Source organism: Micromonospora sp. NPDC050495 (genome assembly GCF_040655175.1).
In the GTDB taxonomy this organism is placed as follows: Bacteria; Actinomycetota; Actinomycetes; order Mycobacteriales; family Micromonosporaceae; genus Micromonospora.
The window spans coordinates 16,160-41,365 of the sequence record NZ_JBFAJK010000045.1; the positions used below are offsets into that span (position 1 = coordinate 16,160).

Below are 25,206 nucleotides of genomic sequence, written 5' to 3' on the forward strand. Positions count from 1 at the left end.
GCCGGGTAGCCGCCGCCCCACCGCATCCACGCGGTCACCGCACTCGCCCTCGCCGCCGCCGACTCGCGGCAGCGTCACGCCGCCCTGACCGTCTCTGCTGTCGCCACCTGCTGGGCGGCGCTGGGCGCGACCGCCGCCCATGGCAAGGGAGCGCCATGGGGACCGAGGAACTGCACCAACCGACCGGCCGGGTGCTGGTCGTCGTGTGCGACAAGGGCGAGGAACCGGTTCGAGCCGGCCCTGCACGTGCCCGCCGTGCTCGGCCGCTCCGACGGCAGCACGCTGGGCGGGCACCTGCTCTCGGCCCGGGTGTGGCCGACGCTCGAGGTGATCGTCACCGAGGTCGCCCCGAGCTGGCCAAGCGGGTCGACCCGCAGACCGGACTGGCGCTCATCTCCGGCCCCGGCCACTAACCCGGTCAGGCGACCGCGGCCCGCACCAGCTCGGCGACCCGCTTCTCCACCTCCGGGCTCCACTGCCGCAGCGCGTACGCCACCGGCCACAGGTCGCCGTCGTCGAGGTTGGCCGCGTCCTGGAAGCCCAGCGTCGAGTACCGGTAGTTGAACTTGCCCGAGTTCTGGAAGAAGAGGACGATCTTGCCGGCCGCGTTCGCGTACGCGGGCATCCCGTACCAGGTCTTCGGCGACAGCTGCGGGGCGTTGGCGGTCACCGTGACGTGCACCCGCTCGGCGAGCACCCGGTCCTCCGGCGCCATCTTCGCGATCCCGTCCAGCAGCGCCTGCAGCTCGTCGGCCTTCTTGTCGCCCTTCTTGCCCTCGGCGCGCAGCTCGGCGGCGCGCTCCTTCATCGCGGCCCGCTCCTCGGGGCTGAAGCCGTCGGACCCGTTCGTGGACTTCGCTGCGGACATGCTCGGTCTGCCTTTCGCCGTTGACGGTTCGGCGCTCCCGCCGATCACCTGGGGAAAGGCTAGGCGGCCGGCAACGCCGGCGGCTTCTCGATTCCTGATCACATCGCGGGACCGGCCGTTCGGGGAGCCGGCTCAACCGGCCGGGCGTCACGGCTGCCGACCGGCGGCGCTCAGTAGAGCAGGTAGGGCTTGCGCTGCGCGGTGAACGCGGCCAGCTCGTCGGCCCAGGCGCCGACCACGTCGTCCACGTCGGCCCCGGCGTCGATCTGGGTGCGCAGCCGCGGCGACCCGGTGAGCTTGTCGATCCAGTACGGGCGAACCGGGTCCCAGGAGTCGCTGCGCCAGGCGAACGCCGGATATCTGCGCGCCTCCACGAGCATCGCCACCGCGGTGCGGATCGGGTCGTAGGCCGCCCGGTCGACCACCTTGACCTCGACGCCGGCACAGAGCTTGTTCAACAGCTGCGGCTTCTGCCCGGCCGAGGTCGGCGAGAAGTACGCCTCGCGGAACTCGACGCCGGGCAGGTCGCGGGCGTTGAGGCGGTCGCCCCAGTGGTGGTCGAAGTCGGTGGCCAGCCCGCCGATCAGCTCGAACGGGCGGCAGGTGCCCCGGCCCTCGGTGATCGACGCGACGCCCTCGAAGAGGCCGGTGCCGGGGTAGACCAGGGCGGTGTCCGGGGTGGGCATGTTCGGGCTGGGCATCACCCACGGCACGTCGGTGTCGGCGGCGAGGCGGTCCCGCTTCCAGTGCTCGCAGCCCACCACCTGCAGGTCGACCGGTCGCCCGGCGTCGGCCGGCAGGAACGTGCCGTTGAAGAAGCGGGCCAGCTCCCCGACGGTCATGCCGTGCTGCTGCACGATCTCCTTGAGGCCCACCCCGGAGGTGTACGGGGCGGTCATCATCGGCCCGTACGCCCGGCCGCCGATCGGGTTCGGGCGGTCCAGCACCACGTACCGGAGGCCGACCCGGGCCGCGGCGACCATCGAGGTGTACATGGTCCAGATGTAGGTGTAGAAGCGGACGCCGACGTCCTGGATGTCGAAGACGACGGTGTCCACGCCCGCCTCGGTGAACATGCTTTCCCAGCGGGCCTGGGAGGCGCCGTACGCGTCGTAGACCGGGATGCCGGTGCGCGCGTCGACGCCGGTGCCCTCGCTGCCGCCGGCCTGGGCCGAGCCGCGGAAGCCGTGCTCCGGGCCGAACGCCGCGGCCAGCCGGACCTGGCCCGAGCCGTGCATCAGGTCGACGAGGTGGCGGTAGGCCCCGTCGACGCCGGTCGGGTTCGACACGACGCCGACCCGCTGGCCGGCGAGCACCGCGAAGTCGGAGGCCACCAGCCGGTCCAGACCGGTCCGGACCCGGCGCACACCCGGGCTGGCCGCCGCGGGCGTCAGGGCCGCGCCGACCCCGAACGCGCCCGCGCCGGCGCCGAGCGCTCCGGTGCCCACCGCGCCGGCGAGGAAGTTCCTACGCTGCATGGGGTTGCCTCCTACCAGGTCAGGCCGTGGCCGTCGGGACGTGGCTGAAACTTAGCTACATATCAATGAGGCGTCAAGAAGCTTAGCTACAGCGCGGCCGGCGGCGGCCGAACGGGTCCGGGTCAGCGCGGGATCACCGTCGGAACAGGGGGCGCGGTCGACCGTGGTCCACCCGACGGAGGCGCGGCGACGGGCGCCGGCGGGCATCCGGGCGCTGGCCGGCAAGGCGGCCGCGAGCAGGACCGGAAACGACAACGACAGGGAGATCGCGCTCCCTGCCCACTTGAACATATATCGCACCGGTGGGCTTGCCGCAAGACCCCGGTCCTGCCGCAGAATCGTCGGTCTGGCCGCGGCGCGGACGAAAAGATGGGGTTCGACGGGACCGCTCTACCCCGGTGATCCCGCGGTCGCCGCGCCGCGCGGTACGCCCTACCCGGAGGAATCGCAGTGATCGAGCAGTACGTGTTGGACTTCCCCGAGATCGGCGCGGAGCACGTCGCCGTCGTGGGCGGCAAGGGCGCGAACCTGGGGGCGCTGTCGCGGATCGACGGCGTCGCGGTGCCGCCCGGCTTCTGCGTGACCACCGCGGCCTTCCGCCGGATGATGACCGAGGTGCTGGGGATCGACGACCGGCTCCGGGCGCTGTCCCGGCTGGAATCCGGCGACCGGGAGGGGATCGGCACGCTCAGCGCGGAGATCCGCCGCAGCATCGAGGAGACGCCCGTCCCGGGCGCGGTCGCGGCCTCGATCACCGGGGCCGTGGCCCGGCTCGGCGAGCGGGCCGGCTACGCCGTCCGCTCCAGCGCCACAGCGGAGGACCTGCCCGCGGCCTCCTTCGCCGGCCAGCACGACACCTACCTGAACGTCGTCGGGCCGCCGGCGATCCTGGCGCACGTCAGCCGGTGCTGGGCCGCCCTGTTCACCGAGCGGGCGGTGGCCTACCGCCAGCGCAACGGCATCGACCACCGGACCGTCGCGATGGCGGTGGTCATCCAGGAGATGCTCGCCCCCCAGGTGTCCGGGGTGCTGTTCACGGCCGACCCCACCACCTCCAACCGGCGGCTGGCCACCGTCGAGGCGGCCCCCGGCCTTGGCGAGGCGCTGGTCTCCGGGCGGGTCAACCCGGATGCCTACCGGGTGCGCGACGGGATGATCGTGGACCGGACGATCGCCGCCAAGCGGCTCGCCAGCCGGGCCCGGCCCGGCGGTGGGACGGCGGAGCACGCCATCGACCCGGCGCGGCAGGACCAGCCGGCGCTGACGGATGCGCAGGTCCTGCGCCTGGTGGAGCTGGGTCGGCGGATCGAGGCGCACTTCGGCCAGCCGCAGGACCTCGAATGGTGCCTGGTCGACGGCGACGTCCACGTCGTCCAGAGCCGGCCCATCACGACACTGTTCCCGGTCCCCGAGCGCGCCGACCGGGAGAACCACGTCTACCTCTCCGTCGGCCATCAGCAGATGATGACCGACGCCATGAAGCCGTTGGGGCTGTCCATGTGGCAGCTGACCGCGCTCGCCCCGATGCACGCCGCCGGCGGGCGGTTGTTCGTCGACGCCACCCCGCACCTGAGCACACCGTCGCGGCGGGAGAGCCTGCTCGCGCTGGTCGACAGGTCCGAGCCGTTGACCAGGGACGCGCTGGAGACCGTCCTCGGCCGCGGCGACTTCCTCCCGCCGCTGCCGGACCAGGCGCCGGCCGGGCCGCCGGTCGGCGGCCCGCCCGCGACCATCGAGACCGATCCGGCCATCGTCACCGAGCTGATCGCCCGCGGCGAGGCGGCCGTCGCCACCCTGGCACGCGACCTGCGGGCCACCGCCGGACCGGCCCGGTTCGACTTCCTCCTGGCGGCCTTCGAGCAACACAAGCGGGACCTGCGCGATCCCCTGAGCATGCAGGCGATCGGGGCGGGAATGGAGGCCACCTGGTGGCTCAACGACCAGCTGTGGGAGTGGCTGGGTGAGAAGAACGCCGCCGACACGCTCACGCTCTCCGCGCCCCACAACATCACCTCGGAGATGGGGCTCGCGCTGCTCGACGTTGCCGACGTCGTCCGTCCGTATCCCGAGGTGGTGGCCTTCCTGCGGGACGTCGAGGACGACGACTTCCTCGACGAGCTGGCCAAGCTTCCCGGCGGGCAGGAGGCGCGGGACGCCATCCGGGCCTACCTCGACCGGTACGGCATGCGGTGCGCCGGCGAGATCGACATCACCCGGCCGCGCTGGAGCGAACGCCCGAGCACGCTGCTGCCGGCGATCCTGGACAACGTCCGCAACTTCGCGCCCGGCGCCAGCCGGCGACGCTTCGCGCAGGGGCGCGAGGCGGCCGCGGAGAAGGAACGGGAGATCCTGGCCCGGCTGCGCGCCCTGCCCGACGGGGAGGCCAAGGCCGAGGAGACCAGGCGGATGATCGACCGGGTGCGGACCTTCGTCGGCTACCGGGAGTACCCCAAGTACGCCATCGTCAGCCGCTACTTCCTCTACAAGCAGGCCCTGCTGGAGGAGGCCGAGCAGCTCGTGCGCGCCGGTGTGCTCCGCGACCGGGAGGACTGCTTCTACCTCACCTTCCAGGAGCTCCACGAGGCCGTGCGGACGCACCGGGTCGACGATCAACTCATCCGGCGGCGCAAGGACGAGTTCCGGTCGTACCAGTCGCTCACCCCGCCCCGGGTGCTCACCTCCGACGGTGAGGGCCTCGACGGGGCGTACCGGCGCGACGACGTGCCGCCGGGTGCGCTGGTCGGCATCCCGGTCTCCGCCGGCACCGTCGAGGGGCGGGCCCGGGTTGTGCGGGGCATGGCCGACGCCGACCTGGAACCCGGGGACATCCTGGTGACCGCCTACACCGACCCGAGCTGGTCACCGCTGTTCGTCGCGGTCGCGGGGCTGGTGACGGAGGTGGGCGGGCTCATGACGCACGGCGCGGTCATCGCCCGGGAGTACGGCCTGCCGGCCGTCGTCGCGGTCCCGCACGCCACCGCCCGGATCCGGGACGGGCAGCGGATCCGGGTGCACGGCACCGACGGTTGGGTCGAGCTGCTGTCCTGACGGATCCTCCCGTCGGCCCGCGGGTGTCCCGGTGCTGCGCGGCACCCGGGCCGGCGGAGCCACAGCTCACCGGTGCGGGACCTCGACCGTGCGGTCGCGGCACCCGGGCGTGCGGAATCCCCAGCCGGTCCGGCCGCCGGTCAGCGGCTCCGGGTCAGCTCCGCGATGATCTCGGCTGCCGGGGCCGCCCGGGCGGACCGCCAGCCGGTGCCGGCCCAGAGGTGCAGGCGGTCGGCGTCGCCGGCCCGGGCGGCCGCCGCGCGCAGCGGCCGGGTCAGGTGGTGCACCGCCGGGTAGCCCAGCGGGGCGTCCGCCTCGTACCGCTCGATGAAGCCGTTGCGCAGGGCGCGGGCCGGCCGCCCGGTGAAGGCCCGGGTGACCACCGTCCGGTCCCGGCCGGGGTCGGCCAGCGCGTCGCGGTGGGTGCGGGTGGTGCCGCTCTCGGCGGCGCGTAGCAGCAGCGTGCCGACCAGGACGCCGGTCGCGCCGGCGGCGAGCGCGGCCCGCACGTCCGCCGCGCCGCCGACCCCGCCGGCGCCCAGCACGGGCAGCCCGGTCCGGGCCGCGACCAGGCCGACCAGCTCGGGCAGCGGGCGCAGCGGGGGCGGCTCCGCCGGGGTGAAGGTGCCGAGGTGACCGCCGGCCAGCCCGCTCTGCGCGACCAGCCCGTCCACGCCCAGCTCCGCGGCGGCGGCGGCCTCCGCCGGGTCGGTGACCGTGACCAGCACCCGGCTGCCGGCCCGGCGCAGCTGCCTCAGGACGGCCGGGGAGGGCAGGCCGAAGGTGAAGCTGACCACCGGCACCGGGTCGCGGACCAGCAGCTCCACCTTCGCGGCCCAGTGGTCGTCGTCCTCGGTGCGGGACGCGGCCGCGAGGTCCAGCCCGTAGGGCGCGCCCTCGGCGGCGATCCGGGCCGCGTACCGGCGGAACCGCGCCTCGGCGACCGGCACCGGCGTGGGCACGAAGACGTTCACGCCGAACGGGTGGCCGGTGGCCCGGGCCGCCGCGATCTCCGCCGCGACCGCCTCCGGCGCCCGGTAGCCGGCGGCCAGGAACCCGAACGCGCCGGCGGAGCCGACCGCGGCGACCAGCCCGGTGGTCGTCGGTCCGCCGGCCATCGGCGCCGCCACCACCGGCAGTTCCACCCCGAGCAGGTCGCGTGTCCCGTCCACCGCACCAGTCTGCCCGCCCGCCGTCCGCCGCGCCCCACCGACCGGTCCGGCCGGCCTGCCGGCCTGCCGGACCGTCGCGCCGACCGCCGACCGCCGATTGTCGGCGCCGGCCGCGCCGCGCGATCGACGGTGCGGATGGGGCCGGCCGGCACCGCGGCCGGCGGGGTCGCGCCGGGGCGAGCACGCGCCAGCAGTGGGGGGTGAGCAGCGAGGTCCGCGGCAGAGCCGATGGCGCGTCCGCTGCCCGGGCGGGCCTGGCGATCATCGTCGGCCGGAACTAGGTTGCCGGGCATGGCGTCCAGCTACCGGGTCCGCTCCCTCGACGAATCCACCTGGCCGGCCTTCGCCGCTCTGGTCGAGCGGAACAACGGGGTGTTCGGCGGCTGCTGGTGCATGGGATTCCACCCGGAGGGCGTCGGCAAGGGGACCACGGCGGAGCTGAACCGCGACCGCAAGCTGGCCCGGGTGCGGGCCGGCACCACGCACGCGGCCCTGGTCTTCGACGGCGACACCTGCCTGGGCTGGTGCCAGTTCGGCAGCCCGGCGGAGCTGCCGCGGATCAAGAGCCGCGCCGCCTACGAGAAGGGCCTGACCACCCCGCCCGACTGGCGGATCGCCTGCTGTTACGTCGGCAAGGGGCATCGACGTCAAGGGGTGGCCGGTGCCGCGCTCGCCGGCGCGCTGGACCTGATCGCCGAGCTGGGCGGGGGGACCGTGGAGGGATATCCCGAGGAAGCCGGGTCGGTGCCGGCCGGGTTCCTCTTCCACGGGGCGTTGTCGACCTACGAGCGGCTCGGCTTCACCCGGGACCGCAAGGTCGGCAAGCACCGTTGGGTGGTGACCCGCAGCGTGCCGGCGCGGACCGGCGGCCCGGGCGGTGGCACCGGCCCGGCGTGACCCGGCCGGCCCGGGCCTCCCGGGCCGCGGCCACTCTCCCGCACCGCACCGCACCCGCACCGCACACCCCACCAGAACGGCACCGGCCGGGACCCGGCGGTTACCCGCCGCGGCGGCGGGTAACCGGGCCGGACGGCGGCGCCGGAAGAGGGGGTGCGCGGGTGGCACGCTCGTTCGTGAACTGGTCCGGCAGTCTCTCCTTCACGCCCGCCGAGTACGCCGAGCCCGCCGACGAGGACGCGGTGCGGGCACTGGTGCGCCGGGCCCGGGAGAGCGGGATGACGATCCGGCCGGTCGGCTCGGGCCACTCGTCCAGCCCGCTGGTACGCACCGACGGCATCCTGGTCAGCCTCGACCGGCTCACCGGCGTGGTCTGCGAGGACGGGCGCGCCACCGCCTGGGCCGGCACCAAGCTCAAGGCGTTGGGCGAAGGGCTCTACGACGCCGGCCTGGCCATGGACAACCTCGGCGACGTCGACTACCAGTCGATCGCCGGGGCGACCGCCACCGGCACCCACGGCACCGGGATCGGCTTCGGCAGCCTGAGCACCCAGGTCACCGCCGTACGCCTGGTCACCGGGACCGGGGAGGTGGTGGAGATCGCCGCGGACCGCAACCCGGAGCTGTTGCCGGCCGCCCGGCTCTCCCTCGGCGCCCTCGGCGTGGTCACCCGGATGACCCTCGACGTGCAACCCCGCTACGACCTGCACCGGCGGTCGTGGTGCGCGGACCTCGACTGGACCCTCGACCACCTGGCCGAACTCCAGCACACCAACCGCAACATGGACTTCTACTGGTATCCGCGCAGCGACCAGACCCAGATCCGGGTGCTGAACCGGGTCGACGCCGTCGCGGACCGGCGGAACTGGCCGGCCGGCCGGGCGCCGGACGGCCGGCCCCGGGAGAACCGGGTGGGGCCGACCCACCGCACCATTCCCCGGCGGCGGGAACTGCGCTTCGAGGAGATCGAGTACATGCTGCCGTCGGAGGCGTTCCCGGCCTGCTTCGCCGAGGTCCGCCGCCGGGTGCGGGAGCGGCACCGCCGGATCGTCGGCTGGCGGGTGCTGGTGCGCACCATCGCCCCGGACGACATCTGGCTCAGCAACGCCTACGGCCGGTCCACCACCACCATCGCCTGCCTGCAGAACACCTCGCTGCCCTACGAGGAGTACTTCCGGGACATGGAGGCGGTCTTCCGGCAGTACGGGGGTCGGCCGCACTGGGGCAAGAAGCACTGGCTCACCGGCCGCGAGCTGCGCCCGCTCTATCCCCGCTGGGACGACTTCCAGGCCGTCCGGCGGCGCCTCGACCCGGACGGGGTGTTCCTCACCCCGGACCTGGCGCGGCTGCTGGAGGAGCGGTGAGCCAGGACCTCGGCGCGCACGTCTGGGTGCTGCCCGGCGGGCACGTGCCCTTCCCGGCGCACGGCCCGGAGCCCGCGTTCACCGGCTTCGACCAGCTCTGCGTGCTCAACGCCACCGACCGGGACGCCGAGCTGCGCCTCGACGTCTACTACGAGGACGACGAGCCGGTGGGCCCGTACCGGCTGCGGGTCGGCGCGCGGCGGGTCCGGCACGTGCGGATCAACGACCTCGTGGACCCCGAGGCGGTACGGCTGGACCGGCCGTACGGCTGCGTGCTGCGCTCCCCGGTGCCGGTGGTGGTGCAGTTCCTGCGCCAGGACACCCGGCTGCCGGGGATGGTGGCGTTGACCGGCGGCATGGCCTACCCGACCTGAGGTTCGACCGCGCGCGGGCGCGGGTACCCGCGCCCATGCGGGCAGGCACCGTGGGCGAGCGGGTACGCGGGGCCGGGCGGGACACCTACCGGCGGCTGCGGACGTACCTCATCGTGGCCGTTCAGGCTGGGTTGGCCGCCGCCCTGGCCTGGGTGGTCGCCGCCCACCTCTTCGGCAACCCCGAGCCGACGTTCGCGCCGGCCGCGGCGGTCGGTGTCATCGCCGCCTCGCTCGGCAGCCGGGCCCGGCGCACCGCCGAGCTCGTCGTCGGGGTGGTCCTCGGCATCACCGTGGGCGACCTGTTGATCGTCGCGGTCGGCACCGGGCCCTGGCAAACCGGCGTGATCGTCTTCCTGGCGGTCGCGGCCGCGGTGCTGGTCCGGGGCCCGGGCGCGCTGGTGACCCAGGCCGGCGGTACGGCCGTGCTGGTCGCCACGCTCACCCCCTCCGCGCCGGACCTGGAGCTGCCCCGGACGGTGAACGCGCTGGTCGGCGGGGTGGTCGGCCTGCTCGTGGTGCTCGTCCTGGCCCCGCTCAACCCGCTGCGCACGGTCCGCCGGGTGGCGGGCCCGGCCCTGGACCTGTTCGCCGGGGAGATGGGTGCCGCCGCGCGGGCCCTGGCGCGCGGCGACGCCCGGGCCGCCGAGGAGGTGCTGGACCGGATGCGCGCCGCTCAGCCGGAGTTGAACCGGCTCGGTGAGGCGCTCAGCGCCGCCGAGGAGGTGGTCCGGTTCTCCCCGGTCCGCTGGCGGCGCCGGCGCCGGCTGGCCGGATACCGGCGCGGCGTGGACCACATGAACCGGGCGTTCCGCAACTGCCGGGCGCTGGTCCGCCGGATCGGCACCACCCTGCGCGACGGGGAACGGGTGCCGGCCGACCTGCCGGCCGCGGTGGCGCAGTTCGGCGAGGCGGTCCGGTTGCTGCAGGAGGCGTTCCTCGACGCCCGCGAGCCGCTGGCGGCCCGGGACCGGGTGCTCGGCGCGGTTCGCGAGGCGGGTGCGGCGTGCCGGCAGGACCTGGGCTTCTCCGGCACCATCGTCGTGTCGCAGTTGCGTACCGCCGCCAACGACCTGCTCCGGGCCACCGGCGTGCCGCGTGCGGAGGCCCGGCGGCTGGTCCGGCGGGCCGCGACCGTGGGGGCGTGAACCGCCGCCCCGGCGGGTGCGGCATGATCACGTCAGCGGCGTCGAGGGGGAGGGGACGGGCCGATGACGGTGGCGGTGCCGCAGGGCGGCCGGGTGCTCTTCATCGGGGACAGCATCACCGACGCGGGGCGGGACCGGTCCTGTGGCGACGATCTCGGCACCGGGTACGCCATGATGGCCGCCGCCTGGTTCACCGCCCGCCACCCCGGGCACCGGGTCAGCTTCCGCAACCGGGGGGTCAGCGGCGACCGGGTCCGCGACCTGCGGGCCCGCTGGGAGACCGACTGCCTGGCCCTGGCCCCGCAGGTGGTGTCGGTGCTGATCGGCGTCAACGACACCTGGCGGCGGTACACCCACGACGACCCGACCAGCGCCGCCGACTTCGCCCGGGACTACCGGCACATCCTCGAGGCGACCCGGCGGACCGGCGCCCGGCTGGTCCTCGTCGAGCCGTTCCTGGTCCCGCGCGACGACGCGCAGCGCGGCTGGCGGGCGGACCTCGACCCGAAGGTCGAGGTGGTGCGCCGGCTCGCCGCCGAGTTCGACGCGACGCTGGTCGCCGTCGACGCGCTGTTCCAGGCGGCCGACGTGGACGATCGGGTGTGGACCCGCGACGGGGTGCACCCCACCCCGTTCGGCCATGCGCTGATCGCCCAGGCCTGGCTGGGCGCGGTCACCCCGACCGCCTGAGCTGCTCGTCCGGCCCGCCTCCGGCGGGATCCCCCGGCCGCGGCTAGGCTCGGCGGATGCACCGGTCCCGGCTGTACGCGCTGATCGTCGACGCGCCGCACGACGCCGCCGCCCCGGCCGCCGACTTCTGGTCCGCGGCGTTCGGCGCGCCCACCGAGGTCGACCCGGCCGAACCCCAGTTCACCGGCCTGCGTGACGTGGTGCCGGGGCTGGTCGTCGCGGTGCAGGCGGTGGATGACGCCCCCCGCTACCACCTGGACATCGAGACCGACGACGTCGCCGCCGAGGTGGCCCGGCTGCGCCGGCTCGGCGCCACCCCGGTCTCCCGCTGGCTGGACTGTCACGTGCTGCGGGCCCCGGGCGGGCACCTGCTCTGCGTCATCCCGGTGGCCAGCGACCCGGAGCTGTTCGCGGCCACCGCGCGTCGCTGGGACTGACCGCCGGCGGCCACCGCGCGTCGCTGGGACTGACCGCCGGCGGGCGCCCCGGCCGCGGTGACCGCGGCCGGGGACGCCCCGGTCAGCCGGTGTACGGCAGGATCAGCGTCGAGCGGTTGCCGACCCCGAGGCTGGTCCCGGTCGTGCCGATCGCGTTCCAGACCTCGACCCGGACCGTGCCGTTGACCAGGTTGCCGAGGGTGCCGGTGGCCGAGCGCAGGCCCTGGCTCTCGGTGTAGTGCTCCCAGCCGACGAGCGGGTCGGTGGCGAAGTAGCGGTACGTCTCCACCCGGTCGGTGGTGCCGTCCCCGGTCAGGTCGTAGGAGACCCGTAGCTGGGTGCCGTTGCCCACCGTCGTGCCGGCGTCCAGGAACAGGTCGAAGCGGCTGGCCCCGCCGGTGTACCGGCCGGTCAGCCCGGTGTCGGTGAACACCTGGGGGTTGCTGGGCGTGCCGTCGTGGTTGCCGTTGGCCGCGGCCACCGACACCGTTCCGGCGGCCCCGGCGGCGGCGCCGAGCGCCCCGCCGGAGAGCAGGTAGCGGGTCGGTGCCAGGGGCGTCGAAGGGCTCGGGCTCGGGCCGGTCGGCGACGGGCTGGGGCTGCTGGGCGACGGGCTCGGGCCGGTCGGGGTGGGCGACGGCGAGCTGGTGGGCGTGCTCGACGGGGTGGTGGGGACGACCTTCCCGCCGGTGGCGTTGCCGCCGCTCCAGGTCAGCGCCCCGGAGGTGGCGGTCCGGCCGGCCGGCACGGCGAGCCGGGTGCCGTCGGAGAAGGTCACCGTCAGCGGCTGGGCGGTGATGTTGGACGCCACGTACGTGCGGGCGCCGCTCTTGCGGAACACCTTCGCCAGCGGGTGGTCGGCGGTCACCGAGGTGTCCACGGTGCCCAGCGCGGCCAGGTTGCGGATCCAGTGGAAGGTGTGCGCCCGGCTTTCGCCCTCCTCGCTGGTGAAACCGCCGCTGGCCCGGAGGTTCTGCAACGCCCGGTCGCCGTCGCCGAGGGCCAGGAACTCCCAGAGGATGTCCTGCCACACCGTCGGTGGGCCGCCCTTGTTGGTGACCAGCTCGGCGTAGTTGGTCAGCACGTAGGCGGGGTCGTCGCCCAGGTAGAGGTGACCGCCGGTGACCGGCAGCAGGTTGATGCCCTGGATCATCTCGGGGGCGGCGGAGAACCAGGTGGCGTACGCGGCCCCGTCGCCCCAGACCATGCCGACGGCGCGGTGGCCGAAGGCGGCCGGGAAGTTCTGGTCCCGCACGTCGAACCAGTACTCGGCGATCGCCGCGGACTGGGTGGTCCAGAGGTGGATGCCGGCGTCGCGGACGGCCCGGTTCCCGGTCGCCTGGCCCCACTGGATCAGGGCGTTGGCGAAGTTCATCCCCTCCGAGGAGGACTCCTGGTTGTTGCCGGCGCCGAACGGGGCCAGCCCGGAGGCCCAGTCGTGGCCGGCGTAGATGTCGAAGTCGCGCAGGTAGGGGAAGCGGCTGTCGGTGCGGTCGTAGTTGTTCGCGTCGCGGATCAGCAGGTCGACCATGCCGCCGTAGCGGGTGGCGTCGGCCCAGGTCGGGTCGAACTTGGCGACCGTCGCGGCGGCGGCGACGAAGTAGCCGTAGTGGAAGTGGTGGTCGTTGAGGTCGGTGTCGGAGGAGTACGAGGCGGGATAGCCGATCAGCGTGCCCCAGTTGCGGTCGTAGTAGAAGAGCTGGCCGCTCTCGCCGGTTCCGGCGGTGAGCCAGTTGGTCAGCCGGGCCTTCATGGCGTTGATGGCGGCGTCGCGCACCCCGGTGCGGCCGAGCTGGTCGGCGATCTCGGCGATCCGGGCGGCCCGGCCCAGTCCCTTGCCCGCCCAGTAGGTGTCGGTGCCGCCGACGCCCTCCGGGTTGGCCAGTTCGGCGTCGAGGTACCCGGTGACGGTGGCCAGGTCGGCGCCGCTGGCGTCGCCGACGGCCGGCACCTCCGGCAGCACCCCGGTGTAGCGCATGCTGGTGGTGAACGACGAGACACCGGTGAGCACCCGCATCGCGCCGCGCGGCGAGACGTACGTGGGGGTGATCGGGGTGGCGCCGGTCAGGTTGCGCCACTGGTGCGGATAGAGCGCCGTCACGGTCCGGGTCTCGGTGCCCTCGCGCGGGGTGGTGGTGAAGGCGTACGTGGTACGCACGGTGCCGGCGGCGGGGTCGTACGCGTAGCTCATCCGGGTGCCGGTGACGTGCGCGTGGGCGTAGCGGCCGTACTCGGCGGCCAGCGCGGCCCGGTCCGCCCCGCCGGGCAGCACCGCGACGGAGAAGTAACCCTTGCCGCCCAGGGTCGAGCTGATCACCGCCCCGGCGACGGTCCAGGTCGCGCCGCTCGGGGCGTAGCCGACGTAGTCGTGGCCGTTGACGGTGAAGCCGATCGTGGCGCCGCTGTTCGACCAGACGGTCGGGGCGGCCGCGGCGGTGAGCTGCGCGGCGCCGCCGCTGATCCGGTAGTAGCTGAACGGCAGGCCGTGGCCGATGGTGGCCCGCATGCCGCGGGTGCCGTCGCTCCAGTCGGCGGTGACCGTCCAGTCCGTCCAGTCGGCGGCCTTCACGACCGGGGCGGCGAGCCCGGCGACGCCGACCCGCAGGTCCTCCCGGTACGGGTAGTGGTACTCGCCGACTCCGGTCGCGGTGCCGCTGACCGCCGCCGTGGTGGTGTACGACAGCCCCAGCCCGTTGGTCTCCGCCCGGTACGCCAGCGGGTGGGCGTGCAGGTTCTCGCTGGTGGCGCAGTTGTTGCGCTTCCACAGCAGCGATGTCCACCAGTCGTTGGTGGGGATCGCGCCCGCGGGCGCGTCGGGGGTCACGAAGAGCCGGGGGTTGGTGCTGAGGGCGCCGCAGCCGGTGGGCAGGGCGGCGCCGGCCGGCAGCGTCTCGGTGTAGCTGCCCGCGCCGACGGTGCCGGCCGCGGCGGTGCCGCCGCGGGCCAGGACGGCGCCGAGCAGGCCGGCGGCCAGCACCGACGCGGTGGCCAGGGCCAGGGCGCGGCGGGTGCGGGGGATGCGACGTGGCGGGTGCGCCGGGGCGCCGGGGGAGCGGCCCCGGAGGGGGAGTGTCATGGGAGTCCCCTTACGTGGAGGAATCGGGGTGGCGGCCGTGAGAGCGCTCTCTTGCACAGCGACGTTAGATTCGGGTTTCGTCATCGTCAATGGTTTGTTGCCCCGGCGGCCCCTCCGCCGCCGCCCGGGGGGCCACCCCCGGTGGCCCGTCCCGCACCGACCCCACCCCCGCTGAGCAGCGGCTTCGAGCGTTTTCACCGGCAGTCACCGGGTAGTCCCGGGCGCCGGCGTGCCGACCGGCGGGTCGCCAGACAGGGGTGGTGGTGTGATGGTCCGCGCTCGTCGCACGTCCCGGCCCGGCTGACCGTGTGCGGGATCAGCGGGGAAGCCCGGTTCGACGGCGCCGAGCCGGACGCGGACGCCGTCACCCGGATGAGCGCGGCCCTGCGCCCGCGCGGCCCCGACGGCGAGGGCCTGCACCGCGCGGGCTGGGTGACGCTGGGTCACCGGCGGCTGACCGTCATCGACCTGTCCGACGCGGCGGCGCAGCCGATGACCCGCGAGGACCTCGGGCTGAGCCTGGTCTTCAACGGCTGCGTCTACAACTACCCGCAGCTGCGGGCCGAACTGGCCGCCGCCGGGCACCGGTTCCGCTCCACCGGCGACACCGAGGTCATCCTGGTCGCGTACGCCCAGTGGGGGGAGCGGTTCGTCGAGCACCTGGTCGGGATGTTCGCCATCGCCCTCGTGGACCACCGCCGGGGGCAGCTCGTGCTGGCCCGCGACCGGCTCGGCATCAAACCCCTCTACCTGGCGGAGCGACCCGGCCGGCTGCGCTTCGCCTCCACCCTGCCGGCGCTGCTGCGGGCCGGTGACGTGGACACCGACATCGACCCGGTGGCGCTGCACCACTACCTGTCCTGGCACTCGATCGTGCCCGCGCCCCGCACGATCCTGCGCGGGATCCGCAAGCTGCCGCCGGCCACCCTGCGCGTGGTGGACGCCGACGGGCGCAGCCGGGAGCGGGTCTACTGGCGTCCCGACTACGTCCGGGACCCGGCCCGGACCGACCTGGACGCGGGCGACTGGCAGGAGGCGATCGGCGACGCGTTGCGCACCGCCGTCCGGCGGCGTCTCGTCGCCGACGTACCCGTCGGGGTGCTCCTCTCCGGCGGCCTGGACTCCAGCATGATCGTGGCGCTGCTCGCCGAGGCCGGGCAGCACCACCTGCAGACCTTCAGCATCGGCTTCAGCGGCCGCGACGGCGAGGCCGGCGACGAGTTCCACTACTCCGACCTGGTGGCCGCCACCTTCGACACCGACCACCACCGCATCCAGCTCGGCGACGAGGACCTGATCCCGGCGGTGCGCCGGGCCGTGGCGGCGATGACCGAGCCGATGGGCAGCCACGACGTCGTCGCCTTCCATCTGCTCTCCGAGCAGGTGGCCCGGCACGTCAAGGTCGCCCAGTCCGGGCAGGGCGCGGACGAGGTCTTCGCCGGCTACGGCTACCACCAGCCGCTGGCCGACGTGCCCCGCCACGAGGTGGCCGAGGCGTTCGCCGGCGCCTTCTTCGACCGGGAGCACGCCGAGATGGCCGAGGTCGTCGACCCGGCGTACGGCTGCCCGCGGGACGCCAGCCAGGAGTTGGTCGAGGCGCACCTGGCGGCGCCCGGCGCCGACACCGCGCTCGACGCCGTGCTGCGCCTGGACACCCACCTCATGCTCCCCGACGACCCGGTCAAGCGGGTCGACAGCATGAGCATGGCCTGGGGGCTGGAGGTGCGTACCCCCTTCCTCGACCAGGACCTGGTCGCGCTCGCGGCGGCCTGCCCGCCCGGGCACAAGACCGCCGAGGGCGGCAAGGGCGTGCTCAAGCGGGTGGCCCGCACGGTGCTGCCCGCCGAGGTGGTCGACCGGCCCAAGGGCTACTTCCCGGTGCCCGCCCTGCGCAACGTCGACGGGCCGGTGCGGGACCTGGTCACCGAGGCACTGGCCGCGCCGGCCGCGCGGGACCGGGGCCTGTTCCGCCGGGCGTACGTCGAGGCGCTGCTGGCCGACCCGGACCGGGCGCAGGCCGCCGCCGGGAGCAACAAGCTCTGGCAGTTGGGACTGCTGGAGCTGTGGTTGCAAACCCACCGGATCGGCTGACCGGCCGGTGGCGTGGCGGGCCCGCGCCGGGGTAAGGGCACCCGGTGAAGTTCGTCATCGACAGCCCGGCCGACGGCCGGTACGCGTTCGCCGTCCTGACCGACGACGGCCAACTCCTCGCCCAGGGCCGGCAGTTCGGCGACAAGTCCGCCGTGCTCGGGGTGGTCGCGGACATGATGCGTGAGCTGGGCGGGGCCGCCGTGGAGGACCTGACCGAGGCGACCCACCCGCCGCACGCGCCCGCCTCGGCCGAGGTGCCCCGGCGCGACGAGCCGGACATGGCCGACCTCGGCCGCTCCGGCATCCCGCCGGTCTGACCGGCGCAGCGGACGGACGGTGCCGGCAGCCGGTCCAGCGCGGCCCGCCCGGGTCAGCCGCGGACGGTGTCGGCGGCCACCCGGTCCAGCGCGGTCCGCCCGGGTCAGCCCCGGATGGTGTCCGCGGCCAGCCGGTCCAGCACCGCCCGCACGTCGCCGCCGCTGGCGGCCATGGTCCGCCGCTGGCGGGTCGCCCCGGTGCCCTCGCGGCGCAGCCGGTCGAGCTGGCCGCGCACGATCTCCAGGTCACCGTGCCGGACCAGCGCCGGGGTCACCGCCGCGTACAGCTCCTCGACCAGCTCCCAGGCGGGCCGGGTGCCCCCGCGGGTCAGGTCGATCAGCTCACCGTCCACCCCGTCGTGCGCGGCCCGCCAGTGCGCGGCGGCCAGCAGGCAGTTGCGGATCCGGGGGGCCGGTCGGCCGGCGTGGACCTCGTCGACGAGGGTGGCGACCAGGGCCCGGATCATCGCCGCCACCAGCACCGTGTCGTCCACGGTGGGGCAGACGTCGCCCACCCGCACCTCCACCGTCGGGTACGCGGTCGACGGACGGGCGTACCAGTAGACCATCGCGGCGTCGAGCATGACGCCCGCGGCGATCAGGTCCGCGACGGTGCGGTCGTAGTCGGCGGCGTCGGCGAAGTAGGGGCTCGGCCCGACGCTCGGCCACCGGTCGAACTGCATGGAGCGCCAGCTCGCGTGCCCGGTGTCGTGCCCGTCGTGCAGCGGGGAGTTGGTGCTGAGCGCCTGCACCACCGGCAGCCAGGGCCGTAGCCGGTTGCAGACCTGGACGGCCAGCTCGCGGTCGGGCACGCCGACGTGCACGTGGCAGCCGCAGACCGCCGGGTCGTGCGCCACCGGACCGTACCGGCGCGACATGGCCCGGTACCGGTCCTTGTCCGGCACGGTGCGGTGCGGCTCGCAGACCGGGGTGGCGGCGACCGCGACCAGCCGCGCCCCGGCCGCGTCGGCCGCCCCGGCCGCCGCGCGGCGCAACGCCAGCAGCTCCGCGCGCAGCCGCGCCAGGTCGGTGCAGACCGGCGTGACCATCTCCACCATGCTGTGCCGGAACTCCTGCCGGCTCTGCCGCCGGCTGTGCCCGGAGAGCGCGGCGAGCACCCGGTCGGCGACCGGAAGGCTCTCCCCGGTCACCGGGTCGAGCAGCAGGAACTCCTCCTCGACGCCCACGGTGAGGACCGCGGGGACGGATGTGACGGAAGGTCGGGATCCCCGCACGGCCATACCTCGACGGTACGGCCGGCACCTGCCAGCCGTGGGCCGTTTCCCCTGGCCGCGCCGGGTCGACGGCGGCGGACCACCGGCGTGGTCCGCCGCTCGGATCCGGCTCAGGCGGCGGTGGCGGTGGCGAGCTGCTGCTCCGACGCGGGCGCCGGCGCCGGCACGGTGGACCACCCGGTGAGCGGGTCGTCGCGGCGCGCGCCGGCGGTCGTCGCCGGGCCGGCGGCCCGGGGTGTCCGGGCGGCCCGCAGCCCTTCCTGGGCGCTGTTCCACGCGGCGCAGGGCCAGCTCGCCCCGACGCAGCTCGGGCTGACGCAGATCCGCTCCTCGTCGGGCTGGTGGGCGTCGGCCACCGCGGCGGCCAGGCTCCACAGCAGCGGGTCGGTCACCTCGGCCGGCCGGTCGGCGCGGTCTGTGCTGGCTTCGGACATCAGTGGTCCCCCCTCTTCGAGCGGCCCCCACCTTTTCCGGTCCGCGGGCGCGGCAAACCTGATCGCGGCGACTTTTTGCCGATCAGCCGGTCGGGCATAGGCTGACGACGTGGCGAGGTACTACGACCTGCACCCGGACAACCCGCAGCCCCGGGTGCTCCGGCAGGTCGTCGACCTGTTGCGCGACGACGGCCTGATCGCCTACCCGACGGACTCCTGCTACGCGTTCGGCTGCCGGCTCGGCAACCGGGCGGGCGTGGAGCGGATCCGCGACCTGCGCAAGCTCGACGACCGGCACCCGTTCACCCTGGTCTGCGCGGACTTCGCCCAGCTCGGCCAGTTCGTCAAGGTCAACAACTCGGTCTTCCGGCTGGTCAAGGCCTGCATCCCGGGCAGCTACACGTTCATCCTGCCGGCCACGGCCGAGGTGCCCCGCCGGTTGCAGGACCCGCGCCGGCGCGTCGTCGGGGTGCGGGTGCCCAAGCACACCGTCACCCAGGCGTTGCTCGCCGAGCTGGGCGAGCCGCTGCTCTCCAGCACCCTGCTGCTCCCCGGCGAGGAGGAGCCGATGACCCAGGGCTGGGAGATCAAGGAACGGCTCGACCACCAGCTCGACGCCGTGCTCGACGCCGGCGACTGCGGCCTGGAGCCGACCACGGTGGTCGACCTCTCCGGTCCCGAGCCGGAGATCCTGCGTCGCGGCGCCGGGGACACCAGCCGGTTCGAGTAGCGATTCGCGCGTTCCGCCTCGCCGGCCCGACCCGGTGCGGCACCGTGAAGCCGGGCGGCGGGCGACGGGGGTACGCGGTGGAAGCACTCGTGCTGATCACGGTGCTGGGCGCGACCGTGCTCGTCGGCACCACCCTCGGCGGCCGGTACAGCGTGGCCCCGCCCGTGCTGCTGATCGCCATGGGCGCCCTGCTCGGCCTGCTGCCGCCGTTCGACAACGTCACGCTCCCGCCCGAGCTGGTGCTGGTCCTGTTCCTCCCGGCCATCCTCTACCGGGAGAGCCTGGTCGTGAGCCTGCGCGAGATCCGGGCCAACCTCGCGGTCATCGCCATGCTCGCGGTCGCCCTGGTGATCATCACGACGGTCGCCGTCGCGTACGTCGCGCAGGCGCTCGGCGTCGCCTCCGCGCCGGCCTGGGTACTGGGCGCGGTCCTCGCGCCGACCGACGCCGCCGCCGTCGCCGGCCTGGCCAAGCGGATGCCCCGCGGCATCCTCACCACGCTGCGCGCGGAGAGCCTGATCAACGACGGTACGGCGCTGGTGCTCTTCTCGGTGACCGTCGGGGTGATCATCGGCGGGGCCGCCCCGGGGGCGCTGGCCCTGGGCGGGCAGTTCGTCGGCAAGGCGGCCGCCGGCATCGCGGCCGGGCTGCTCGTCGGCGGGGTGGTCGTGCAGATCCGCCGGCACGTCGACGACCCGCTGCGCGAGGGCGGGCTGAGCATCCTCACCCCGTTCGTCGCCTTCCTGCTGGCCGACGCGGTGCACGCCAGCGGCGTCCTCGCGGTGGTCGTCGCCGGCCTGCTGCTCTCCTACGCCGGGCCCCGGGTGATCCGGGCCCGCTCCCGGGTGACCGCCTACGCCTTCTGGGACCTCTCCACCTTCATGATCAACGGCAGTCTCTTCGTGCTGCTCGGCATGCAGGTGCCCCGCTCGTTGCGCAGCATCACCAGCCACTCGCCGACCGAGTCGCTCGGCATCGCGGTGCTGATCGTCCTGGTCGTGGTGGCGGTCCGGATGGCCTGGGTGCACCTGTCGGTCGCCGCGTTGCAGAGCATCGACCGGCGGGAGTCCCGGCAGGGCCGCCGCTTCAGCGGTCGGGTCCGTACGGCCACCGGCTGGGCCGGCTTCCGCGGCGCGGTCTCCCTGGCCGCCGCGTTCGCCGTCCCGGCGACCACGCACGACGGCGGGCCGGTGGACGAGCGGGACCTGATCATCTTCATCACGGTCGTGGTGATCGTCCTGATCATGCTGGTGCAGGGCACCACCCTGCCGGCGGTGGTCCGCTGGGCCCGGCTGATGGGGGACCGGGAACGCGACGACGAGGTGCGGCTGGCCCGGATCCGGGCCACCGAGGCCGCCCTGGAGGCGCTGCCGCAGGTCGCCGTCGACGTCGGCGCCTCGGCGGACGCGGTCGACCGGCTCCGCGCCGACTACCAGGACCACCTGGCGGACGTCCGCGCCACCCGCGGCGAGCAGGACGAGCAGGAGCGGGAGACCGCCCGGCAGCTGCGGCTGGCGGCGCTGGACCGCAAGCGGCGGGAGGTCACCCGGCTACGGGACAGCAACCAGATCGACGACGCGGTGCTCCGGCAGCTCCAGGCGGCCATCGACATCGAGGAGATCCGGCTGCTCGGCCCGGAGGTCGAGGACTGAGCGGTGCCGCACCGACCGGGTCGCGGTCAGTTCGACCGGTCGTCGAGGAAGTCGAGGACGACGGCGGCGAACAGCGGCGAGCTGAAGATGCTGTAGTGGGTCAGCCCGGGCAGGATCGCCAGCGCGTGCCCGCCCTTCGGCCGGCCCTCACCCATCCAGCCGCCGTCGCGCAGACCACCGTCCAGCAGCTTGAACACCTCGACGTAATGGCTCGGCGGCGCCATGTCCGCGTCACCGGCGACGATCATCGTGGGCACCTGGAGGCCGCGTACCTCGTCGGTGAGGTCGAAGTCCTTCGCCATCAGCTCGCCGATCTTGTCGAGCAGCCGGGGGAAGTCCTCCGGGCGGGGCGCCACCCGCTGGTAGAGCTGGTACATCGGGGTGTCCTTCATGAACTCCGCGGCGGCCCCGGTCACCTGGCCCTGCTGCGCCCGCATCTCCGCATAGATCGCGTCGGAGCGGATGTGCGTCGAGGCGGCGACCAGCCGCCCGATCCTGCCGGGGTGCCGCAGGGCCGTGCGCAGGGCGACGCCCCCGCCGAGCGAGTAACCGACCAGGTCCGGCCGGTCCAGGCCGAGGTGGTCGATGAGCGCCGCGATGTCGTCGGCCATGAACTCCAGGTCGAGCGGCCGGTCGATGTCCGCGGTCCGGCCGTGCCCCTGCAGGTCGACGGCGATCACCTGGTGACGGGCGGCGAGCGCCGGCAGCACCGGGCCGAACATCTCGCCGGAGCCGAGCCCGCCGTGCAGCAGGATCAACGGTCGCCCGGCGCCGTGCGCCTCGACGTAGAGGTTGATGCCGTTGACCTCGGCGTACTGGCCGGTGCCGGCGACGCCGGCGGTCCAATCGGTGGCGGTCACGCTGGTCCTCCGTCCTCGGATCCGCGACCTCGTCGGCCGGGCGGCCGCGGCCACGGGCGTGCGCCTCACCATAGGCGCGCCCGGGCCGGTGTGGGGGGCGCGCCGCGCCCGGGTCAGGAGAAGTGCGTCCGGGGCCGGTCCAGCTGCTCCCCGTCGACGATCAGGTCGACCTTCTCGTTGTAGAACGCGACCAGCCCGGCGATCGGCAGCAGCGCCGCCGTCGGGAACCCGTACGACCAGGCCAGGTCCGGGTGGACGGTGGCGCCGAGCCGGACCGACCACCAGTCGCTGGTGCGGCCCTTGTACGGGCAGGAGGTCCGGGTCTGCGACGCGACGAGGAGCCCGGCGCGCAGGTCGGTGCGGTTGAGGTAGTAGCGGGTGGGCAGCCCGGTCTCGAAGACCAGCACCGGTGAGGTCGACTCGGCCAGCACCGTCCCGTCCAGTTCCACCCGCACGTGCCGGGTCGAGCGCAGCGCGTCCACCCGCGCGTACGGGCTGCGCGGATGGACGAAGACCTCCTCGTCCTCCTCGAACCAGGCGTCCGCCGCGGCCCAGTCGAACCGGACGGTGTCCGCCAGGTCCGGTGCGGCGTCCGGCCCGTACCAGCGGGCGCAGCCCGCCCGGGTGGTGTCGGCGGCGCGTAACCCGTGCAGCCGGGCCGTGCCGCGCCGGGTGCCCTCCGTACGTCCCTCGTTCACCAGCAGGTCGCGGCGCACATCGGCGGCCGGCACGTAGTACTGCGGGTAGAACGGCCACTCCCAGACGTACCGGGCCCGCGTGGTGTCCAGCAGCGGCTCGCCGCCGACGAACGCGCGGACCCGGCGGGGCACCGGCTCGACGTGGTCGACCGGCACGATCGCCTTCGGGTGGTCGGGCACCGGTACCTCCCTCGTGGTGACCCGGCGGGACCGGGCACCGGTTCAACGATCCGCCCGCGCGCCGGTCGCCGGTCCCGGCCGGCGGGTCAGGCCTGCTCCCGCAGCCACCCCCGCTCGGCCGCGAGCAGCGCGATCTGGAACCGGGTCCGCGCGCCGAGCAGGGCGCCCGCGTCGCTGACGTGCTTCTGCACGGTACGGCGACTCACCTTGAGCGCGCGGGCGATCGTCTCGTCCTTCATCCCGGTCGCCATCATGTGCAGGATCTCCCGGGTCCGCCGGTCCGGCCCCGCGCCCCTCGGGGCGGGACCGTCGCGCCGGCTCACCAGTGACACCGGCTCGGCGCGCTCCCACACGCTCTCGAAGAGCGCCACCAGCGCCGCCACCAGCGCGGGCGAGTGCACCACCAGCGAGCCCGCCGCGGGCCGGTCGGCGCGGATCGGCAGCAGCGCCGCCGAGCCGTCGAACACCACCAGCTTCACCGGCAGCCGCGACGCCAGCCGCAGTTGCCCGCCCTGGCCGGTGCCGCGCAGCGCGGTCCGCAGGGACACCGCGTCGGTGAAGCCCTCGGTCTCGTACACCGATCGCATCCGCACCCCGGACGCCACGGCCAACTCGCCGGTGGCCGCCCGCGGCCCGGTCACGTACGGCGGCTTGGCCAGGTGCAGCACCTCGACCGAGGTCCCCTTGAGCAGTTGGCCGTAGCGGGCCGGCACCTGCTCGACGCGGTCCAGCACCTCCACCACGTGTGCGGTGCGCGGCCCGGACACCGCCTCGTACACCTCGTACAGCCGCTCCACGAGCCCTTCGACGCGGGCCAGTTCGGCCCGCCGCCGGGCCAGCAGGGCGCCGAGCGACGACCGGGGCGGGCCGGCGGCCCAGCGCGATGCCGGGCCGTCGACCTGCAACGCCAGCGCGGAGTCCGCGAGCTGCCGCAGCGCCCGCTCCGCCTCCTCCGGCGGCACCTCGACCGCCGCCGCCACCTCGGCGACGTCGGCCGACGGCACCGCCACCAGGTGCTCCAACACCCGCCCGGCGAGGGGATCGAGGCCGGTCACCGCCCACGGGCTGTCTGCGCTTGCGTCCATACCTTCCGACACTCCTGCGGTCTGGGCAGGTCTGCTCCGGCGTACCCCAGCTGGCTGCTGGTCGGGCCGGCGCGGCGGCCGCGTGGTCGACGGGACTGCGCTGGCCCAGGCCGCGGTGCGGCCGATGCAAGTTCTACCAGCCGTAGATCATCCGAAGATTTCGGTGCGGGTTCGTGGACGGTTCGCCCGCCGGTCAGACACCCCAGGAGCTGAGATGTCAAGCGGCGATGGGGGTGGTGGCTCGGTGTGACCAGGCGGTGGCCTGGTTGTAGCGGGTGTGGGTCTTGAGGCAGCCGTGGAGGATGCCGACGAGGCGGTTGCCGATCTGGCGTAGGGCAGCGTTGTGGCTGACGTCGCGGGCGCGGAGTTCGTCGTAATAGGCGCGCGTGGCGGTGTCGTGCAGGATCGCGGCGCCGGCTTGGACGTGCAGGGCGTCGACGAGCCGGTTGTTGTGGATGAATCGGGCGTGGACCGTCTTGGTCTTGCCGGACTGACGGGTGATGGGGGCGGTGCCGGCGTAGTTCTTGCGGGAGCGGGCGTCGGTGTAGCGGCCAGCAGCGTCACCGAACTCTGCGAGCACCCGGGCGCCGACGATCGCGCCGATGCCGGGCTGGCTGAGGTAGATCTCAGCGTCCGGGTGCTGGCCAAAATGGGCCTCGACCTGGCCTTCCATGGTTCGGATCTCGGCGTTGAGGGTGGTCAGGACCGCCACGGTGGCGCGGACGGTCGCCGCGTACGCGCCGGTGACGATCTCGGGCTGGCCCAGGTGCGCGGTGCGCAGTGCCTGCTGGATCGCGGTTGCTTTGGCCGCGATGTCACGTCGGCGGGCTCGCTTGAGCGCGGCGCTGATCTGCGTCACGGTCAGCTTCGCGGCGGCCGCCGGTGTCGGGGCCTTGGCCAGCAGTTCCAGGGTGTCCGAGCCGGTGAGCGTCAGCGGCTGGTAGGCGTGCAGCGCGGCGGGGAAGTACTCGCGTAGCGCGGCCCGTAGCCGCAGGGTGTGCCGGGTGCGTTCCCAGATCAGCGTCTGGTGCGTCCGGGCGACGACCTTGACCGCCTCGGCGATGTCGGAGTCGGCCGCGACCTGCCGCAGCTGGTGGCGGCGGGTGCGGACCATGTCGGCCAGGGCGTGCGCGTCGGCCTTGTCGCTCTTGGCGCCCGAGACCGACATCAGCTCCCGATGCCGGGCGGCTTGCTTCGGGTTGACCCCATAAACCTGGTAGCCGGCCGCGATCAGTGCCCGGACCCATGGCCCGCGGTCGGTCTCGATACACACCAGCACCTGCGCCGGCGTGGCGTCGTCGGGCAGGAGCCCGGCGACCAGTTCATGGAAGCGGGCCATGCCGTCCACGCCCTCCGGCAGCCGGGCGGTACGCAG

Annotated in this window: 21 protein-coding genes and 1 pseudogene; 12 read left to right on the top strand and 10 right to left on the bottom strand. The window is 74.5% G+C overall.

Going from position 1 to position 25,206, the window contains the following annotated elements; all coding sequences use genetic code 11:
• Positions 1-240: 240 nt before the first annotated feature.
• A pseudogene (locus tag AB0I11_RS28680) lies at positions 241-333 on the top strand (DUF296 domain-containing protein); the annotation flags it as partial.
• 85 nt (positions 334-418) lie between these two features.
• On the opposite strand, the gene AB0I11_RS28685 reads toward AB0I11_RS28680, so the two are convergent.
• Complete coding sequence (locus AB0I11_RS28685; protein ID WP_357327416.1) at positions 419-868, bottom strand: hypothetical protein; 450 nt, start codon at positions 866-868, stop codon at positions 419-421.
• 170 nt (positions 869-1,038) lie between these two features.
• Positions 1,039-2,346, bottom strand: coding sequence for a DUF1343 domain-containing protein (locus AB0I11_RS28690; protein WP_357327419.1), 1,308 nt, complete (start codon positions 2,344-2,346; stop codon positions 1,039-1,041).
• Positions 2,347-2,796: 450 nt separating this feature from the next.
• On the opposite strand from AB0I11_RS28690, the gene rph reads away from it, so the two are divergent.
• Complete coding sequence (gene rph / locus AB0I11_RS28695; RefSeq protein WP_357327422.1) at positions 2,797-5,394, top strand: rifamycin-inactivating phosphotransferase; 2,598 nt, start codon at positions 2,797-2,799, stop codon at positions 5,392-5,394.
• 140 nt (positions 5,395-5,534) lie between these two features.
• On the opposite strand, the gene AB0I11_RS28700 is transcribed toward rph, so the two are convergent.
• Positions 5,535-6,566 carry a nitronate monooxygenase gene (locus AB0I11_RS28700; protein WP_357327425.1) on the bottom strand — a complete coding sequence of 344 codons (1,032 nt, stop codon included), beginning with the start codon at positions 6,564-6,566 and terminating at the stop codon, positions 5,535-5,537.
• A gap of 291 nt (positions 6,567-6,857) precedes the next feature.
• Here AB0I11_RS28700 and AB0I11_RS28705 point away from each other — a divergent pair, with 291 nt between their 5' ends.
• The 6 genes from AB0I11_RS28705 to AB0I11_RS28730 all read left to right on the top strand — a co-directional run bounded on the left by AB0I11_RS28705 (position 6,858) and on the right by AB0I11_RS28730 (position 11,473).
• Positions 6,858-7,463 (top strand): GNAT family N-acetyltransferase, encoded by a 606-nt coding sequence (locus tag AB0I11_RS28705; RefSeq protein ID WP_357327427.1) that lies wholly within the window; start codon positions 6,858-6,860, stop codon positions 7,461-7,463.
• A gap of 161 nt (positions 7,464-7,624) precedes the next feature.
• Positions 7,625-8,827, top strand: a complete 1,203-nt coding sequence (locus AB0I11_RS28710; RefSeq protein WP_357327430.1) for a D-arabinono-1,4-lactone oxidase — start codon at positions 7,625-7,627, stop codon at positions 8,825-8,827.
• Positions 8,824-9,201 (top strand): sensory rhodopsin transducer, encoded by a 378-nt coding sequence (locus AB0I11_RS28715; RefSeq protein ID WP_357327433.1) that lies wholly within the window; start codon positions 8,824-8,826, stop codon positions 9,199-9,201. The genes AB0I11_RS28710 and AB0I11_RS28715 overlap by 4 nt, the downstream gene beginning before the upstream one ends.
• A gap of 35 nt (positions 9,202-9,236) precedes the next feature.
• Positions 9,237-10,346 carry an FUSC family protein gene (locus AB0I11_RS28720; protein ID WP_357327436.1) on the top strand — a complete coding sequence of 370 codons (1,110 nt, stop codon included), beginning with the start codon at positions 9,237-9,239 and terminating at the stop codon, positions 10,344-10,346.
• Positions 10,347-10,409: 63 nt separating this feature from the next.
• On the top strand, positions 10,410-11,036 hold the full coding sequence (locus AB0I11_RS28725; RefSeq protein ID WP_357327439.1) for an SGNH/GDSL hydrolase family protein: 627 nt from the start codon (positions 10,410-10,412) through the stop codon (positions 11,034-11,036).
• A 56-nt stretch (positions 11,037-11,092) separates the two neighbouring features.
• Positions 11,093-11,473 carry a VOC family protein gene (locus tag AB0I11_RS28730; protein ID WP_357327442.1) on the top strand — a complete coding sequence of 127 codons (381 nt, stop codon included), beginning with the start codon at positions 11,093-11,095 and terminating at the stop codon, positions 11,471-11,473.
• 82 nt (positions 11,474-11,555) lie between these two features.
• Here AB0I11_RS28730 and AB0I11_RS28735 read toward each other — a convergent pair whose 3' ends face one another.
• Positions 11,556-14,549 carry a glycosyl hydrolase gene (locus AB0I11_RS28735; protein ID WP_357327445.1) on the bottom strand — a complete coding sequence of 998 codons (2,994 nt, stop codon included), beginning with the start codon at positions 14,547-14,549 and terminating at the stop codon, positions 11,556-11,558.
• Positions 14,550-14,855: 306 nt separating this feature from the next.
• Between AB0I11_RS28735 and AB0I11_RS28740 the strand changes: the two genes are divergently transcribed.
• Together AB0I11_RS28740 and AB0I11_RS28745 are read left to right on the top strand one after the other, a co-directional pair.
• Complete coding sequence (locus tag AB0I11_RS28740) at positions 14,856-16,640, top strand: N-acetylglutaminylglutamine amidotransferase (protein ID WP_357327448.1); 1,785 nt, start codon at positions 14,856-14,858, stop codon at positions 16,638-16,640.
• 44 nt (positions 16,641-16,684) lie between these two features.
• Positions 16,685-16,957, top strand: a complete 273-nt coding sequence (locus tag AB0I11_RS28745) for a hypothetical protein (protein WP_357327451.1) — start codon at positions 16,685-16,687, stop codon at positions 16,955-16,957.
• A gap of 104 nt (positions 16,958-17,061) precedes the next feature.
• On the opposite strand, the gene AB0I11_RS28750 is transcribed toward AB0I11_RS28745, so the two are convergent.
• Positions 17,062-18,198, bottom strand: a complete 1,137-nt coding sequence (locus tag AB0I11_RS28750; protein ID WP_357327455.1) for a glutamate--cysteine ligase — start codon at positions 18,196-18,198, stop codon at positions 17,062-17,064.
• A 104-nt stretch (positions 18,199-18,302) separates the two neighbouring features.
• Positions 18,303-18,626 (bottom strand): hypothetical protein, encoded by a 324-nt coding sequence (locus AB0I11_RS28755; RefSeq protein WP_357327458.1) that lies wholly within the window; start codon positions 18,624-18,626, stop codon positions 18,303-18,305.
• A 109-nt stretch (positions 18,627-18,735) separates the two neighbouring features.
• On the opposite strand from AB0I11_RS28755, the gene AB0I11_RS28760 reads away from it, so the two are divergent.
• Both AB0I11_RS28760 and AB0I11_RS28765 read left to right on the top strand, forming a co-directional pair.
• Positions 18,736-19,356 (top strand): L-threonylcarbamoyladenylate synthase, encoded by a 621-nt coding sequence (locus AB0I11_RS28760; RefSeq protein ID WP_357327461.1) that lies wholly within the window; start codon positions 18,736-18,738, stop codon positions 19,354-19,356.
• A gap of 77 nt (positions 19,357-19,433) precedes the next feature.
• Positions 19,434-21,008, top strand: a complete 1,575-nt coding sequence (locus AB0I11_RS28765) for a Na+/H+ antiporter (protein WP_357327464.1) — start codon at positions 19,434-19,436, stop codon at positions 21,006-21,008.
• Between the two features lie 26 nt (positions 21,009-21,034).
• Here AB0I11_RS28765 and AB0I11_RS28770 read toward each other — a convergent pair whose 3' ends face one another.
• The 4 genes from AB0I11_RS28770 to AB0I11_RS28785 all read right to left on the bottom strand — a co-directional run.
• Entirely contained in the window at positions 21,035-21,805 is a 771-nt protein-coding gene (locus AB0I11_RS28770; protein ID WP_357327475.1) for an alpha/beta fold hydrolase, read from the bottom strand.
• Positions 21,806-21,981: 176 nt separating this feature from the next.
• The gene (locus AB0I11_RS28775; protein ID WP_357327466.1) at positions 21,982-22,746 is read right to left on the bottom strand and encodes a DUF427 domain-containing protein; all 765 of its coding nucleotides are present in this window, start codon (positions 22,744-22,746) and stop codon (positions 21,982-21,984) included.
• An 86-nt stretch (positions 22,747-22,832) separates the two neighbouring features.
• A complete protein-coding gene (locus AB0I11_RS28780; RefSeq protein WP_357327469.1) occupies positions 22,833-23,831 on the bottom strand; it encodes a helix-turn-helix transcriptional regulator in 999 nt (332 codons plus the stop codon).
• A gap of 217 nt (positions 23,832-24,048) precedes the next feature.
• Positions 24,049-25,206, bottom strand: a 1,158-nt coding sequence (locus tag AB0I11_RS28785) for an IS110 family transposase (protein ID WP_357327472.1), incomplete at its 5' end; no start/stop codon positions are given.